Source organism: Mycolicibacterium peregrinum (assembly GCF_001665625.1).
GTDB classification, from domain to species: domain Bacteria; phylum Actinomycetota; class Actinomycetes; order Mycobacteriales; family Mycobacteriaceae; genus Mycobacterium; species Mycobacterium peregrinum_B.
This window is the reverse complement of the sequence record NZ_LZSY01000049.1, coordinates 1-15,942: the sequence shown is the minus strand read 5'-3', so window position 1 is coordinate 15,942 and position 15,942 is coordinate 1. Positions and strand designations below refer to the sequence as shown.

14 protein-coding genes and 1 tRNA gene are annotated in these 15,942 nt (G+C 66.8%); 11 read left to right on the top strand and 4 right to left on the bottom strand.

Annotation, left to right across the window (positions count from 1 at the left end):
• Window positions 1–170: 170 nt before the first annotated feature.
• Together A5779_RS06525 and A5779_RS06520 are read right to left on the bottom strand one after the other, a co-directional pair.
• Window positions 171–857, bottom strand: coding sequence for a GntR family transcriptional regulator (locus A5779_RS06525; RefSeq protein ID WP_064880120.1), 687 nt, complete (start codon window positions 855–857; stop codon window positions 171–173).
• Window positions 858–868: 11 nt separating this feature from the next.
• Entirely contained in the window at window positions 869–2,026 is a 1,158-nt protein-coding gene (locus A5779_RS06520) for an acyl-CoA dehydrogenase family protein (RefSeq protein ID WP_207549037.1), read from the bottom strand.
• A 51-nt stretch (window positions 2,027–2,077) separates the two neighbouring features.
• Between A5779_RS06520 and A5779_RS06515 the strand changes: the two genes are divergently transcribed.
• Entirely contained in the window at window positions 2,078–2,491 is a 414-nt protein-coding gene (locus tag A5779_RS06515) for a YybH family protein (RefSeq protein WP_064880118.1), read from the top strand.
• 33 nt (window positions 2,492–2,524) lie between these two features.
• On the opposite strand, the gene A5779_RS06510 is transcribed toward A5779_RS06515, so the two are convergent.
• Window positions 2,525–2,597: transfer RNA gene (locus A5779_RS06510), tRNA-Arg, on the bottom strand.
• A 105-nt stretch (window positions 2,598–2,702) separates the two neighbouring features.
• On the opposite strand from A5779_RS06510, the gene argS reads away from it, so the two are divergent.
• From argS to rho, 6 genes are all read left to right on the top strand, one after another.
• Complete coding sequence (argS, locus tag A5779_RS06505) at window positions 2,703–4,352, top strand: arginine--tRNA ligase (protein WP_064880116.1); 1,650 nt, start codon at window positions 2,703–2,705, stop codon at window positions 4,350–4,352.
• Entirely contained in the window at window positions 4,349–5,773 is a 1,425-nt protein-coding gene (lysA, locus tag A5779_RS06500; protein ID WP_064880114.1) for a diaminopimelate decarboxylase, read from the top strand. Before argS ends, lysA begins: the two co-directional genes overlap by 4 nt.
• Entirely contained in the window at window positions 5,770–7,092 is a 1,323-nt protein-coding gene (locus A5779_RS06495) for a homoserine dehydrogenase (RefSeq protein WP_064880112.1), read from the top strand. The genes lysA and A5779_RS06495 overlap by 4 nt, the downstream gene beginning before the upstream one ends.
• Complete coding sequence (thrC, locus tag A5779_RS06490) at window positions 7,089–8,189, top strand: threonine synthase (RefSeq protein WP_055116187.1); 1,101 nt, start codon at window positions 7,089–7,091, stop codon at window positions 8,187–8,189. The genes A5779_RS06495 and thrC overlap by 4 nt, the downstream gene beginning before the upstream one ends.
• Window positions 8,190–8,194: 5 nt before the next feature.
• Window positions 8,195–9,142 (top strand): homoserine kinase, encoded by a 948-nt coding sequence (thrB, locus tag A5779_RS06485; RefSeq protein WP_064880110.1) that lies wholly within the window; start codon window positions 8,195–8,197, stop codon window positions 9,140–9,142.
• A 312-nt stretch (window positions 9,143–9,454) separates the two neighbouring features.
• Complete coding sequence (gene rho, locus A5779_RS06480) at window positions 9,455–11,503, top strand: transcription termination factor Rho (protein ID WP_064880108.1); 2,049 nt, start codon at window positions 9,455–9,457, stop codon at window positions 11,501–11,503.
• 48 nt (window positions 11,504–11,551) lie between these two features.
• On the opposite strand, the gene A5779_RS06475 is transcribed toward rho, so the two are convergent.
• Window positions 11,552–12,157 (bottom strand): TetR/AcrR family transcriptional regulator, encoded by a 606-nt coding sequence (locus tag A5779_RS06475; protein ID WP_064880106.1) that lies wholly within the window; start codon window positions 12,155–12,157, stop codon window positions 11,552–11,554.
• Between the two features lie 125 nt (window positions 12,158–12,282).
• Between A5779_RS06475 and fadD1 the strand changes: the two genes are divergently transcribed.
• The 4 genes from fadD1 to A5779_RS06455 all read left to right on the top strand — a co-directional run.
• Window positions 12,283–13,836 carry a fatty-acid--CoA ligase FadD1 gene (gene fadD1 / locus A5779_RS06470; RefSeq protein WP_064880104.1) on the top strand — a complete coding sequence of 518 codons (1,554 nt, stop codon included), beginning with the start codon at window positions 12,283–12,285 and terminating at the stop codon, window positions 13,834–13,836.
• 136 nt (window positions 13,837–13,972) lie between these two features.
• A complete protein-coding gene (rpmE, locus tag A5779_RS06465) occupies window positions 13,973–14,215 on the top strand; it encodes a 50S ribosomal protein L31 (protein ID WP_019344296.1) in 243 nt (80 codons plus the stop codon).
• 104 nt (window positions 14,216–14,319) lie between these two features.
• Window positions 14,320–15,423, top strand: coding sequence for a peptide chain release factor 1 (gene prfA, locus A5779_RS06460; RefSeq protein ID WP_064880152.1), 1,104 nt, complete (start codon window positions 14,320–14,322; stop codon window positions 15,421–15,423).
• Window positions 15,420–15,942 (top strand): methyltransferase domain-containing protein (locus A5779_RS06455; protein WP_131811590.1); only part of this gene is annotated, 523 nt, incomplete at its 3' end. The genes prfA and A5779_RS06455, both read left to right, overlap by 4 nt.

The following is a 15,942-nucleotide window of genomic DNA, read 5'->3' as shown; positions in this document are numbered from 1 at the left end:
CCACCACTGATACGTGGGCGGTGTTGGAGGGTTCCTCCCCCTGATCACCACCACCGCTCCCGCGCCTCTGGTCGAAAGCCGACGCGATGGAGCCACTGTATACCTCCGGTGCAGTTTGCTGAAGAGTTGTTTGCAGAAGCGAACAACCAACTTCAAGATCACTTCACTGTCTAGGATCGGTCTTTGCCGGGGGAGGCTTCGCCCTGAGCGAGATGCTCGGCGAGCAGCGCTCCGGCATTGCGGATGTGGCCGGCCATGGCAGCACGGGCCTTCTCGGGGTCGCCTGCCCGTAGGTGCTCGATGACGGCGCGGTGATCCTGGGCCGAGGCCTCGGGCCACCCTTCCACCGCGGCGAAGAACTTTCGCGGTGCGTAGGACAACGTCGTCTTGATCAGCCAGCGCATCTTGCGCGATCCGCTCAGCCGGTAGATGAGGGCATGGAACTGATGGTTGAGGCGTTCCTCCTCGTCGAAATCACGGTTGGCAGCAGCACTTTCGAGTGCATCCTGGATGCGCTCGAGTTCGTCGACCATTGCCGGGGTGATCGTCGTGGCCGTACGGGCGGTGAGTTCACCACCCAGCAGTGCCTGCGCGTCGTAGATGTCGCGGATGTCGTCGCTCGACAGCGCGGTCACCATGAAGCCGCGCCGAGGCTCGACGGACAGAAAGCCTTCGGTCTGCAGTTGCAGCAGGCCTTCGCGCGCCGGGGTTGCGCTGATCCCGAGCTCGTCGGCGACAGTCTCCGGGCGGATGAATTCTCCGGAGTGCAGCTGCCCCGAGACGATGAGCTCGCGCACGTGGGCCGCGGCGACGTCGGACAGCCGTAGCGGCGTGCGTCTCTTCGAATTACCGGTCATGGCAGCGGGCCTCAGACGTCGATTCCGCCGCGCTTGACCAATTGCTTGGCGATCACGCCGCGCTGGATCTCGTTGGTTCCCTCGCCGACGATCATCAGCGGCGCGTCGCGGAAGTAGCGTTCGACGTCGTACTCGGTGGAGTATCCGTAGCCGCCGTGGATCCGCACTGCGTTCAGTGCGATCTCCATGGCGGTTTCCGAGGCGAACAGTTTGGCCATACCGGCCTCCATGTCACAGCGGCCTCCCGCATCGATCCGCTCGGCCGCATCCAGCAGCAGGCTGCGGGCAGCGTAGAGCTTGGTTCCCATGTCGGCGAGCATGTTGCCGACCGATTGGTGCTGCCAGATCGGCACCCCGAAGCTCTCCCGGTCCTGCGCGTACCGCAGCGCGTCGTCGAAGGCGGCGCGGGCCACGCCGGTCGCCCGGGCCGCGACCTGAATTCGGCCGACCTCAAGTCCCTTCATCATCTGGGCGAAACCGCGTCCTTCGACGCCGCCCAGCAGCGCATCCGAATCCACGTGGCAGTCAACAAAATTGATCTCGCAACTCTCGACGCCCTTGTAGCCGAGTTTCGGCAGGTCCTTCGAGACCGTGAAGCCGGGAACCTTCTCCACCAACAGGATCGACACACCCTTGTGGGCGGGCGTGGCGGCCGGATCGGTCTTGCACAACAGCGCGACGAGGCCGGCCTTGCGGGCATTGCTGATCCAGGTCTTCGAGCCGTTGATCAAATAACCGGATTCGTCCTTCGCGGCGACGGTGCGCATGGCCTGCAGATCGGAGCCGCCACCGGGTTCGGTGAGTGCCATCGTGGCCCGTAGCTCTCCGGTGGCCATCCGGGGCAGGTACTTGTCTTTCTGCTCCTCAGTGCCGAACTGCAACAACAGCTTCGACACCACGGTGTGCCCGCCCATGGCGCCGGCCAGGCTCATCCAGCCGCGCGCTAGCTCTTCGGTGACTTGCGCATAGCAGGGCATCGAGACCGCGGCGAAGCCATACGGTTCCGGGATCGCGAGCCCGAAGATGCCGAGCTCCTTCATCGCGTCGATGAGTTCTTCGGGGTAGGTGTTCGTGTGCTCGAGTTCCCGGACGACGGGCCGGACCTGTTTGTCGACGAAGTCGCGGACGGTACTGACGATGGCCTGCTCTTCGGCGGACAGCGTGATCACTGCGGCATCCCTTCCATGAACTTTATAGAAAATATTCTATAGAGTTTGAGTATGTCCGAACCGAACGATCCGATGGCGGCGGTCCGCCGATACCTCGACGCCTTCAATCGCGGTGACGTCGACGCGATGGCGGCCGAATGCGCCGACCCGATGCAGATCCTCGACGGAATGGCGCCGCATGTGTGGCAGGGTCCGACCGCAACTCAGGACTGGTGGCACGACGTCCTTGCCGAGGGCGAGCACCTCGGCGCGTCGGGTTATCGCGTCACTCTCGGCGATCCGCGACACGTCGATGTCAATGGGGACAACGGCTACGTCGTCGTCCCGACGACGATGACCTTCGACCTCAACGGTCAGCAGATCGTGCAGACCGGGGGAGTCTTCACGCTCGCGCTTCGCAACGGCGACGACGGTTGGCGGCTGACAGCGTGGGCCTGGTCGAAGGGAACCAATAGCCCTGCGTGACCAGTTTGTGCAGGTCAAGGTGATTTTGAAGAGTGCCCCCGGCAGGATTCGAACCTGCGGCCTTCTGCTCCGGAGGCAGACGCTCTATCCCCTGAGCTACGGGGGCGCGGGCTGAAGATCAGCTGCGCCGATTGGGCTTGCATAGCGTAGCGCATAGAAGAGCGAATACGGATTCGGGGCGCGGGGACCCCAGACCATAGGATGGACCCTCGTGACCCCCGCCGACCTTGCAGAGCTGCTCAAGGCTACTGCCGCCGCAGTGCTGACCGAACACGACCTGGACACCGCCGCGTTGCCCGACACCGTCACGGTCGAGCGCCCGCGCAACCTTGAGCATGGCGACTACGCGACCAACCTCGCGCTGCAGCTCGGTAAGAAGGTCGGCGTCAACCCGCGAGAGCTGGCCGGCTGGCTGGCCGCCGCCCTGACCGCGGCCGACGGCATCGCCGCCGCCGAGGTCGCCGGCCCCGGCTTCGTCAACCTGCGCATCGAGGCCTCGGCGCAAGGCGTCATCGTCACCAACGTGCTGACCGCCGGCGCGGCCTACGGCAACTCCACCGAGCTCGCCGAGAAGATCAACCTCGAGTTCGTCTCGGCCAACCCGACCGGCCCCATCCACATCGGCGGCACCCGCTGGGCCGCAGTGGGCGACGCGCTGGGCCGGCTGCTGACCACGCAGGGTGCCGACGTCACCCGCGAGTACTACTTCAACGACCACGGCGCCCAGATCGACCGGTTCGCCCGCTCGCTGGTCGCCGCCGCCAAGGGGGAGCCGGCGCCGGAGGACGGCTACGCCGGCGCCTACATCACCGACATCGCCGCCTCCGTGCAGGCCAAGCGCCCCGATGTCATGAGCCTGCCCGCCGACGAGCAACAGGAAGTGTTCCGCGAGGTCGGCGTAGACCTGATGTTCACCCACATCAAGGAATCTCTGCACGAGTTCGGCACCGACTTCGACGTCTACACGCACGAAGACTCGATGCACACTTCCGGCCGCGTCGACCAGGCCATCGCCAAGCTGCGCGAGACCGGCAGCATTTACGAGAAGGACGGCGCAACCTGGTTGCGCACCACCGAATTCGGTGACGACAAGGACCGCGTCGTCATCAAGAGTGACGGCAACCCGGCCTATGTCGCCGGCGACATCGCCTACTACCTGGACAAGCGTGAACGCGGGTTCGACCTGTGCATCTACATGCTCGGCGCCGACCACCACGGTTATATCGCCCGGCTCAAGGCCGTCGCGGCCGCACTGGGCGAGGATCCCGCGACCGTCGAGGTGCTGATCGGCCAGATGGTCAACCTGGTCCGCGACGGGCAGCCGGTCCGGATGAGCAAGCGCGCGGGCACCGTCATCACCCTCGACGATCTGGTCGAGGCCATCGGCGTCGACGCCGCCCGGTACTCGCTGATCCGCTCCTCGGTGGATACCTCGATCGACATCGATCTGGCGCTGTGGTCCAGCGCGTCCAGCGAAAACCCGGTCTACTACGTGCAATACGCGCACGCCCGGCTGTCCGCGCTGGCGCGCAACGCCGCCGATCTCGGCGTCGCTGCCGACACCGCGCACCTGGATCTGTTGTCCCACGAGAAAGAGGGCATCCTGATCCGTAACCTGGGCGAGTTCCCCCGGGTGCTCAAAGCCGCTGCCGCACTGCGGGAACCGCACCGCGTGTGCCGATACCTGGAGGACCTGGCCGGCGACTATCACCGGTTCTACGACGCTTGTCGCGTGCTGCCCCAGGGCGACGAGGAAGCAGGCGATCTGAACGCGGCGCGCTTGGCGCTGTGCGAGGCCACCCGCCAGGTGATCGCCAACGGTCTGGGCATCCTCGGTGTGACCGCTCCGGAGCGCATGTGAACGCGCACCCTGCCGGCCCCCGGCACGCCGAAGAGATCCACCACGCCGGTGCACCCGTCAAGCCGCAGTCTCCTGACGAGATCCTGCTGCTGGCACCGAACGTGTGGCCGCGCAACCTGGTTCGCGGTGAGGACGGTGTCGTGTCGATCGCCGGGATACCGGTCACCGACCTGGCCGCCGAGTACGGCACCCCGTTGTTCGTGATCGACGAGGACGATTTCCGGTCGCGTTGTCGAGACATCGCCGCTGCCTTCGGTGGCGGGGACTACGTCCACTATGCGGCCAAGGCGTTCCTGTGCAGTGAGATCGCCCGCTGGGTCAATCAGGAAGGCCTGTCGCTGGACGTCGCGACCGGGGGCGAGCTGGCGGTGGCGTTGCACGCCGACTTCCCGCCGGAGCGAATCACCTTGCACGGCAACAACAAATCCGTCGCCGAGCTCACCGCGGCCGTCAAGGCCGGGGTCGGGCACGTGGTGGTCGATTCCCTGATCGAGATCGAGCGCCTGGACCGCGTCGCCGGGGATGCGGGCATCGTCCAGGACGTGCTGGTCCGGGTGACCCCGGGCGTGGAGGCACACACCCACGAGTTCATCTCCACCGCCCACGAAGACCAGAAGTTCGGCCTGTCGCTGGCCAGCGGTGCGGCGATGGAGGCGGTGCGCAAGGTGTTCGCCACGGACAACCTGCGCCTCGTGGGGTTGCACTGCCATGTCGGTAGCCAGATCTTCGACGTGGCCGGATTCGAAGTGGCCGCCCACCGCGTGATCGGACTACTGCGCGACGTCGTGTCCGAATTCGGTGTCGAGAAGACATCGCAGATGTCGGTCATCGACCTTGGCGGCGGATTGGGCATTTCCTATGTGCCGCAAGATGATCCACCTCCGATGCGGGAGCTGGCCGACAAACTGCTGGCCATCGTGCGAAGCGAGTCGGCCGCCGTCGGGCTACCTACCCCGAAGCTCGTGGTGGAGCCGGGCCGCGCCATTGCCGGGCCGGGAACCGTCACCCTGTACGAGGTCGGCACGGTAAAAGACGTGGCGATCAGCGCCACCGCACAGCGACGCTACGTGAGCGTCGACGGCGGTATGAGCGACAACATCCGCCCGGCGCTGTACGACGCCGAGTACGACGCCCGGCTGGTGTCCCGGACCAGCGACGCAGCCGCGACTCTGGCGCGCATCGTCGGCAAGCACTGCGAGACCGGCGACATCGTGGTCCGCGACACCTGGGTGTCCGACGACATCGCGCCCGGTGATCTGCTGGCCGTCGCCGCCACCGGTGCCTACTGCTATTCGATGTCGAGCCGGTACAACCTGCTGTGCCGGCCCGCCGTGGTGGCAGTGAAGGACGGCAAGTCGCGGTTGGTGCTCCGACGGGAGACTGTCGACGATCTTTTGAGCCTGGAGGTGAGTGGTCAATGAGTGATGAGAAGCCCATCGGCGTAGCGGTATTGGGGCTCGGCAACGTCGGCAGTGAAGTGGTGCGCATCATCAACGAGAGCGCCGCTGACCTCGCGGCCCGCATCGGCGCCCCACTCGAGGTGCGCGGCATCGGCGTGCGCAAGGTCTCCGGCGACCGCGGTGTGCCCAAGGACCTGCTCACCGACGACATCGTCGAGCTGGTGTCGCGCGACGACGTCGACATCGTGGTCGAGTTGATGGGCCCGGTGAAGCCGGCCCGCAAGGCCATCCTGGCCGCCCTCGAACAGGGCAAGTCGGTGGTCACCGCCAACAAGGCACTGATGGCCCAGTCCACCGGTGAACTGGCGCAGGCCGCCGAAAAGGCTCGCGTCGACCTGTATTTCGAAGCCGCAGTCGCCGGCGCGATCCCGGTGATCCGTCCGCTGACCCAGTCGCTGGCCGGCGACACCGTGGTGCGGGTGGCCGGCATCGTCAACGGCACCACCAACTACATCCTGTCCGAGATGGACAGCACCGGCGCCGATTACACCTCGGCACTGGCCGACGCCAGTGCCCTGGGGTATGCCGAGGCCGATCCCACCGCCGACGTCGAGGGCTACGACGCAGCGGCCAAGGCCGCGATTCTCGCCTCGATCGCCTTCCACACCCGGGTCACCGCCGACGACGTCTACCGCGAAGGCATCACCAAGGTCAGTGCGGCCGACTTCGAGTCCGCCCGAGCTCTGGGCTGCACCATCAAACTGTTGGCCATCTGCGAGCGGCTCACCACTGACGAAGGCAAGCAACGTGTTTCGGCACGCGTGTACCCGGCACTGGTGCCGTTGACGCACCCGCTGGCCGCGGTCAACGGAGCCTTCAACGCCGTAGTGGTCGAGGCCGAGGCGGCCGGCCGGCTGATGTTCTACGGCCAGGGCGCCGGCGGCGCACCCACCGCGTCGGCCGTGATGGGCGACGTCGTGATGGCCGCGCGCAACCGGGTCCAGGGTGGCCGGGGTCCGCGCGAGTCCAAGTACGCCAAGCTGCCGATCGCCCCGATCGGCTTCATCCCCACCCGCTACTACGTCAACATGAACGTCTCGGACAAACCAGGCGTGTTGTCCGCGGTGGCGGCAGAATTCTCCAAGCGCGAGGTCAGCATCGCCGAGGTGCGCCAGGAGGGCATGGTCGACGAGGAGGGTCAGCCCTGCGGCGCCCGCATCGTGGTGGTCACCCACCAGGCCACCGATGCCGCGCTCTCGGAAACCGTCGAGGCGCTGGCCGATCTCGACGCGGTGCAGACCATCAACAGCGTGCTGCGTATGGAAGGAACGAACGCATGAACCCCGGGACGCAAGGAAAGACCAGCGCAGGGCCGGTGCACCGGCCCTGGCCGGGATTGATCGAGGCCTACCGAGATCGCCTTCCGGTCGGCGACAACTGGACGCCGATCACCTTGCTCGAGGGCGGCACGCCGCTCATCCATGCCAAGCGCCTGAGCGAGCTCACCGGCTGCACAGTGCATCTCAAGGTCGAGGGGCTCAACCCGACCGGGTCTTTCAAGGACCGCGGCATGACCGTTGCGGTCACCGAGTCCCTGGCGCGTGGGCAGGAGGCCGTGCTGTGCGCGTCGACGGGTAACACGTCAGCCTCGGCGGCGGCCTATGCCGCTCAGGCCGGGATCACCTGTGCGGTGCTGATCCCGCAGGGCAAGATCGCGATGGGCAAGCTCGCGCAGGCGGTCATGTACGGCGCCAAGATCATCCAGGTCGACGGAAACTTCGACGACTGCCTCGAACTGGCCCGCAAGATCACTGCGGATTTCCCGACCATCGCGCTGGTGAACTCGGTCAACCCTTACCGCATCGAGGGGCAGAAGACCGCCGCGTTCGAGATCGTCGACGCGCTGGGCACCGCACCTGACGTGCATGCTCTGCCGGTGGGCAACGCGGGCAACATCACCGCCTACTGGAAGGGCTACACCGAGTACCACCGCGACGGTCTGACGGACCGGCTGCCGCGCATGCTCGGCACCCAGGCCGCCGGAGCTGCCCCGCTGGTCCTGGGGGAGCCGGTCAAGGAACCCGAGACCATTGCCACCGCCATCCGCATCGGTTCGCCCGCGTCGTGGTCCGGTGCGGTCGAGGCCCAGCAGCAGTCCAAGGGCCGATTCCTGGCTGCCACCGACGAAGAGATCCTCGCGGCATACCACCTGATCGCCCGCAATGAGGGCGTGTTCGTCGAGCCCGCGTCGGCGGCCAGCGTGGCAGGTCTGCTGAAGTCGATCGAGGACGGCTGGGTCAAGCGCGGCTCCACGGTGGTCTGCACGGTCACCGGCAACGGACTCAAGGATCCCGACACCGCACTCAAGGACATGCCCACCGTCACGGCCGTGCCGGTCGATCCGGTAGCCGTCGTCGCCAAGCTCGGACTGGTCTGAGCCTGGTGAATCAGACCCTGCCCGCCGGGCTCACGGCCACTGCTGTCGTCGCAGCCTCCAGCGCAAACCTCGGCCCGGGCTTCGACAGCCTGGGGCTGGCGCTCAGCCTTTACGACGAAATCATCGTCGAGACAACTGAAGCCGGCTTGCAGCTGGAGGTCGAGGGCGAGGGTGCGGGTCAAGTTCCGCTCGATGCGACGCATCTTGTGGTGCGCGCCATCGAGGCCGGGTTGCAGGCCACCGGATATCGTGCGGCCGGACTGATCGTGCGCTGCCGCAACGAGATTCCGCATTCGCGCGGGCTCGGATCATCGGCTGCTGCCGTCGTCGGCGGCCTCGCCGTGGTCAATGGTCTTGTGGCGCAAGCCGGTTCGGACCCGATGACCGAAGATCAGCTGATTCAGCTGTCGAGTGAGTTCGAGGGGCATCCGGACAACGCCGCGGCGGCTGTGCTGGGCGGGGCGGTCGTGTCCTGGACCGAAACCGATCCCGACGGGCGGCCGCGCTACCGCGCGGCCCAGGTGCGCGTGCATCCGGACATCCGACTGTTCCCGGCGGTCCCGCAGCAGCGGTCGTCCACCGCAGAGACCCGGGCGGTGCTACCCGAGCAGGTCAGCCACGTCGATGCGCGATTCAACGTCAGCCGCGCGGCCCTGCTCGTCGTGGCCTTGAGTGAGCGCCCGGATCTGCTGATGACCGCCACGGAGGATGTGTTGCATCAACCACAACGCGCCGCGGCCATGCCGGCCTCCGCGGAATACCTGCAGTTGCTGCGGCGTTGTGGGGTGGCAGCAGTGTTGTCCGGGGCCGGACCTACGGTTCTGGGGCTGAGTTCGCAGGTAGGACTGCCTGATGAGGCCGTGGATTACGGCACTGCGAACGGGTTCGCCGTCAGGGAGATGTCGGTCGGAACGGGCGTCCGCTGGACGTCGGGTGTGGCCGCCAGGAACTGACGATGTGCGGCACGAGAAGAACCGAACGCCACACGCCCAGTGTTGACGTTGCTTGATTACTTCACAAAAGCGAGTTATTCTCGCTTTCGTCCAGCACTCGCAGGGTCTCTGCCTGCGTCGACACCAGGACGACCACCCAATCTTCTTGTGTTCTACTCGTGGACTGACGGCTCGCCGTATATCGGCGGACCCGGGCGATCGCCGTTGCGCAGGCGACGGTGTGAGCTACGCGCTCAGCGGTTCAGCTGAACGCGCTTCGACCTTTGGGGAACCCTCGCACGACCTGATGAGCGAGGGAAAGAAAGGAAATCCGTGACAGAAACGGACCTCTTCACGGCTGACAACGCCAACGGCACTGGGGATTTGCCGAACGCCGTGACATCTGAAAGCACCGCGACCACTGACACCGCGGCCGCGCGGCGCGCTTCCAGCGCCCGGCCCGCGTCGCTGTCGACCATGGTTCTGCCTGAGCTGCGCGCCCTGGCCAAGGAAATCGGTGTCGAAGGCGCGTCCGGGTTGCGTAAGAGTGAGCTGATCGCAGCTATCCGCGCCCACCGTGGTGAATCCAACGGTGCGACCGCCGAGGCCAAGCCGGCCGCCGATACCCAGCCGGACGCCGGTGCCGAGGCTGCTGAGCAGCCCGCGACTCGTCGTCGTGAGCGTCGGGGTTCCTCGCGCCAGGCCGGCGCGCCGGTCGCCGACGCGGCCAAGGACGACGCAGGCAAGTCCGATGCCGGCAAGAACGATGCGGGCACCGAGGCCGTCAAGGCCGAGGCGAAGACCGATTCCGCCGAGCCCGACGCCAAGACTGCTGAGGCTGCCGCCGAGCCGCAGGAAAAGCCTGCCAAGCAGGACAAGCGTGAACGCCAGGAACGGCGCGAAAAGCGCGAGCAGTCCGACGCCGACAAGGGCGAGGCCAAGGCCGACAACAAGGCCGACAACAAGGCCGATAACAAGCAGGACGACAAGCGCGACCAGAAGCAGGACCGCGACCAGAAACAGGACCGCGGCCAGGGGCGCGAGCAGTCCGACCAGTCCGACAACCAGCAGAACCGGGGCGGCAACTCCAACGCCAACGCCGATGACGATGGCGATGGGGACGGCCGGCAGGGCCGTCGCGGCCGTCGGTTCCGCGACCGTGATCGTCGCCGGCGCGGTGAGCGTGGCGCCGAGGGTGGCAACGAGACCGAGCTGCGCGAGGACGACGTCGTCCAGCCGGTCGCCGGCATCCTCGACGTGCTGGACAACTACGCGTTCGTCCGCACCTCGGGCTACCTGGCCGGGCCGAACGACGTCTACGTGTCCATGAACATGGTCCGCAAGAACGGCTTGCGCCGTGGCGACGCCGTGACCGGTGCAGTCCGCGTGCCCCGCGAGGGTGAGGGCGGCGGGGGCCAGAACCCGCGGCAGAAGTTCAACCCGCTGGTGCGCCTGGACAGTGTCAACGGTGGTCCGGTCGAGGCGGCCAAGAACCGCCCCGATTTCACCAAGCTGACCCCGCTGTACCCGAACCAGCGGCTGCGCCTGGAGACCACGCCGGAGCGGCTGACCACCCGCGTCATCGACTTGATCATGCCGATCGGTAAGGGGCAGCGCGCCCTGATCGTGTCGCCGCCCAAGGCCGGTAAGACCACGATCATGCAGGACATCGCCAACGCGATCACCAAGAACAACCCGGAATGCCACCTCATGGTGGTGCTCGTCGACGAGCGCCCGGAAGAGGTCACCGACATGCAGCGTTCGGTGAAGGGCGAGGTCATCGCCTCGACCTTCGACCGTCCGCCGTCAGACCACACCCAGGCCGCCGAGCTGGCGATCGAGCGGGCCAAGCGCCTGGTCGAGCAGGGCAAGGACGTCGTCGTGCTGCTGGACTCGATCACCCGTCTGGGCCGCGCGTACAACAACGCGTCGCCGGCCTCGGGTCGCATCCTGTCCGGTGGTGTCGACTCCACCGCGCTGTACCCGCCGAAGCGGTTCCTCGGCGCGGCCCGCAACATCGAGCACGGCGGCTCGCTGACCATCATCGCCACGGCGATGGTTGAGACCGGTTCGACCGGTGACACCGTGATCTTCGAGGAGTTCAAGGGCACCGGCAACGCCGAGCTCAAGCTCGACCGCAAGATCGCCGAGCGCCGGGTGTTCCCCGCGGTCGACGTCAACCCGTCCGGTACCCGCAAGGACGAGCTGCTGCTCTCGACGGACGAGTTCGCGGTGGTGCACAAGCTGCGCCGGGTGCTCTCGGGGCTCGACAGTCACCAGGCCATCGATCTGCTGATGAGCCAGCTGCGCAAGACCAAGACCAACTACGAGTTCCTGGTCCAGGTCTCCAAGACCGCTCCGGGCAACATGGACGTCGACTAAGCGCGACACCAAAAAGGCCCCCGATATTCGGGGGCCTTTTTCGTGTTGTCAGGAAGTTGGCTGCGCGCGCAACCCCGGCATCAAATAGCGGCGAACCTGGGCGAGGACCGCGTCCTCGTCACTGGGATCCAGCGTGTTCCCCGGTACGGTCGCCAGCGAGATCAACACTCGCGCAACCCATTCCGATGCTTCGGGAATGTCGATGTCGGCACGCACCTCGCCGCGGTCACGGGCGGCCGCCAGATAGGGCGACCAGAACTCGGCAAGGTCGGGGATCATGCCTTGCACGCCGGCCCCGGCGCAGGCGGCGAACTCCTCGGGTTCGTCGGTGCGGAGTTTCATCAGTACCGCGCCGGGATCGTCGTAGGCGCGCAGGCCATTGCCGACGCCCCAGGCGATCTGGCGATCCAGCCCCTCGATCTGCTCCAACATGGCCTGGGCTTCCGACCAGAACGTGTCGTTGAGTCGCACGATCACGGCGCCGAGCAGCGTCACCTTGTCCGGGAAATGGCGGTAGAGCCACCCGCGCGACACTCCGGCGGCCTCGGCGACCTCCGAGACGGTGGTCGCACGAATGCCCTTGGTCCGCAGGCATTCTTCAGCAGCGTCGATCAGTCGATCTCGCACGCTGCGCGGTGCCGTGGTGCTGGTCAACTCCTGTGTCTCCTGGTCTTCCGGTTGGGCTCAGGTACATGATTCTGCCAAGCGTGTATCCGTCGCGCCAGAACCATGGTAGACAGTTTTCTAATTCTGTTCACTAACCCTTGGGGATTCATCGGATGGCCGAAACGCTGCAGCAGCTGCTCCGGGAACGCGAAGCAGGTGACACGGTCGCCATCAAGTACGGCGACCGGACGTGGTCGTGGCGTGAGCATATCGCCGAGGCGAAGGCCCAGGCCGCGACCCTGATCGGGATCGCCGAGCCGCAGCGTCCCCTCCATGTGGGCACCCTTCTCGGCAATACCCCCGACATGCTGACCGCGCTGGCCGCTGCGGCCCTCGGCGGCTACGTGCTGTGCGGCATCAACAACACCCGTCGAGGTGACGCGCTGGCCCGCGACATCGCCCGGGTCGAATGTCAGGTCGTCCTCGTCGACGAACACCATCGCGGGCTGCTCGAGGGCCTCGACCTGCCGGGCGTCACCGTCATCGACGTATCGGATACCGCCTGGTCATCGCGGGAACTCACGCCGCACCGCGAGGTCGGGCCCGACGACACCTTCATGATGATCTTCACCTCGGGCACCAGCGGCGAGCCCAAGGCCGTCCGGGTGCCGCATTCCATCGTGCTGTTCTCCGCCGCCGCGCTGGTGCAGCGCTACGACCTGACCGAGGCGGACACCTGCTACCTGGCCATGCCGCTGTTCCATTCGAATGGCGTGTACGCCGGGTGGGGCGTGGCGCTCAGCTCGGGCGCGGCCATGGCGCCGGCACAGTTCTCCGCGTCCGGGTTCCTTCCGGACATCCGCCGCTATGGCGCGACGTACATGAACTACGTCGGCAAGCCGTTGGCCTACATCCTGGCCACCGCCGAGCAACCCGACGACCACGACAACACGCTGCGCGTGGCGTTCGGCAACGAGGCCGCCGACCGCGACATCGACGAATTCAGCCGCAGGTTCGGATGCAGCGTCTGGGACGGCTTCGGCTCGACGGAGCTGGCGATCATCATCACCCGTTCCGAGGGCACCCCCGCCGGCAGCGTCGGCCAGGGCTTCCCAGGCGTGGCGATCTACGACCCGGAGACCCTTGAAGAGTGCCCGGCCGCACAATTCGATGCCACCGGTGCCCTGGTCAACGCCGAGGCCGCCACCGGGGAACTGGTGAACACCAACGGAAGCGGGATGTTCCGCGGCTACCACAACGATCAGGGCGCGACCGATGAACGGCTGCGCCACGGCATGTACTGGTCGGGCGACCTGGCCTACCGCGACGCCGACGGCTGGATCTACCTGGCCGGGCGCACCGCGGACTGGATGAGAGTGGACGGCGAGAACATCACCGCGGCGCCGATCGAACGCATCCTGTTGCGGCAGCCGGTGATCAGCCGCGTCGCCGTCTATCCCGTGCCCGACGAGTTCGTCGGTGATCAGGTGATGGCCGCCGTCGTGCTGCGTGACGGTCAGTCGCTGACGCCTGACGACTTCGGCGCGTTCCTGGCGCAGCAGCAGGATCTGTCGCCGAAATCCTGGCCGCGGTACGTCTGGCTGGCCGACGATCTGCCCAGCACGGCGACCAACAAGATTCTCAAGCGGGAGTTGGTTGCCCTCGGCGCAGATCCGGCCGGTCGGGTGCTCTGGAAGCGCGACGGTACGGTCTATACGACTCTCTGAGGCAAGGAATAGTCGCCGGTCATCCCGCGTTTAGGCTGTTGGCGGTTGACCTGGCATAATGGACCGCCGACCCTCGGTCCCGGTTCACGTCCATCTGAATTTCGGGCGACCCGGGCCAACGATTGAAGAGGAACCCATGAAAACAGGCATTCATCCTGAGTATGTCGAGACCACGGTGCACTGTGGTTGCGGCAATACCTTCCAGACCCGTAGCACCAAGCAGAGCGGCCAGATCGTGGTCGAGGTCTGCTCGCAGTGCCACCCGTTCTACACCGGCAAGCAGAAGATCCTCGACAGCGGCGGCCGCGTGGCCCGCTTCGAGAAGCGGTACGGCAAGCGCAAGCCTGCCGGTGATCAGGCTGCCGCAGCCGACAAGTAGCTACGTCAACGGCGCCCGATCTGTCGCATATATGCGACAGATCTGGGCGCTGTTCTCGTTTCCAGGAACGAGTTGGCGGCATAGGTGGAAAGGATGTGGCTGACGTGACGGATACCGCTTCTGCTGGGCTCCCGGCTCAGCCGGGGAAAGCAATCGAGGCGCTGCTCGCTGAGCACGCAGACCTTGAGCGCCAGCTCGCCGATCCCAGCCTGCACGCCGACGCCTCCGCCGCCCGCAAGGTGGGCCGGCGCTTCGCCCAGGTCTCGCCCGTCGTGGGGACCTACCGCAAGCTCGAAGCCGCCCGTGGTGACCTGGAAGCCGCGCGCGAGCTCGCCGCCGACGACGCCAGCTTCGCCGACGAGGTGGACGAGCTGACCGCCAAGGTCGCCGAACTCGACGCGCAGCTGACCGACCAATTGGCACCGCGCGACCCGCACGACGCCGATGACATCGTGCTTGAGGTCAAGTCAGGGGAAGGCGGGGAGGAGTCGGCACTGTTCGCCGCCGATCTGGCCCGCATGTACATCCGGTATGCCGAACGCCACGGCTGGACCGTCACCGTGCTCGACGAGACGTGGTCGGACCTGGGCGGCTACAAGGACGCCACCATCACGATCGCCGGCAAGGGTGATTCCGCCGACGGCGTGTGGTCGCGGATGAAGTTCGAGGGCGGCGTGCACCGCGTGCAGCGGGTGCCGGTCACCGAATCGCAGGGCCGGGTACACACCTCGGCCGCCGGCGTGCTGGTCTACCCCGAGCCAGAAGACGTCGAGCAGGTGCAGATCGACGAGTCCGACCTGCGCATCGACGTCTACCGGTCCTCGGGCAAGGGTGGCCAGGGCGTCAACACCACCGACTCCGCGGTCCGCATCACGCACCTGCCGACCGGCATCGTGGTGACCTGCCAGAACGAGCGCTCGCAGCTGCAGAACAAGGCCAGGGCCATGGTGGTGCTCGCCGCTCGGCTGCAGGCACTGGCCGAAGAACAGGCGTCGGCCGACGCATCGGCCGACCGGGCCAGCCAGATCCGCACGGTCGACCGCAGCGAACGGATCCGCACCTACAACTTCCCCGAGAACCGGATCGCGGATCACCGCATCAACTTCAAGGCGCACAACCTCGACCAGGTGCTCGACGGAGACATGGACGCGTTGCTCGACGCGCTGGGCGCCGCCGACAAACAGGCCCGGCTGCAGCAGGAGACATGACCCCCGTGCGGCAGGCGGTCGCGGCCGCAACGGTACGGCTCGCAGCCGCCGGCGTCGCCTCCCCGCGCATCGACGCCGAGCTGCTGGCCGCGCACGTGGCGGGCGTCGACCGCGGTCGGCTGATGTTCCTCGACGACGCCGACGAACAGTTCCGCCAGGCCTACGACGAACTCGTGGCCGCCCGGTCCCGTCGAATTCCGCTGCAACATCTGATCGGCACGGCGCCGTTCGGCCCGCTGACGCTCGCGGTCGGGCCCGGGGTGTTCATCCCGCGGCCGGAAACCGAGGCGCTGCTCGAATGGGCCAGCACGCGGCAATTGCCTGGCAAGCCGCTGATCGTCGACCTGTGCACCGGCTCGGGTGCGTTGGCGTTGGCGCTGGCCGCGCGGTGGCCCGACGCGCGCGTGCTGGCCGTCGAGAACTCGCCCGCGGCCCTGGAGTTCGCGCGGCGCAACGCCACCGGGACGCGGGTCGAGATACTGGACGCGGACGTCACCGCGCCCGGCCTGCTGCCCGAAC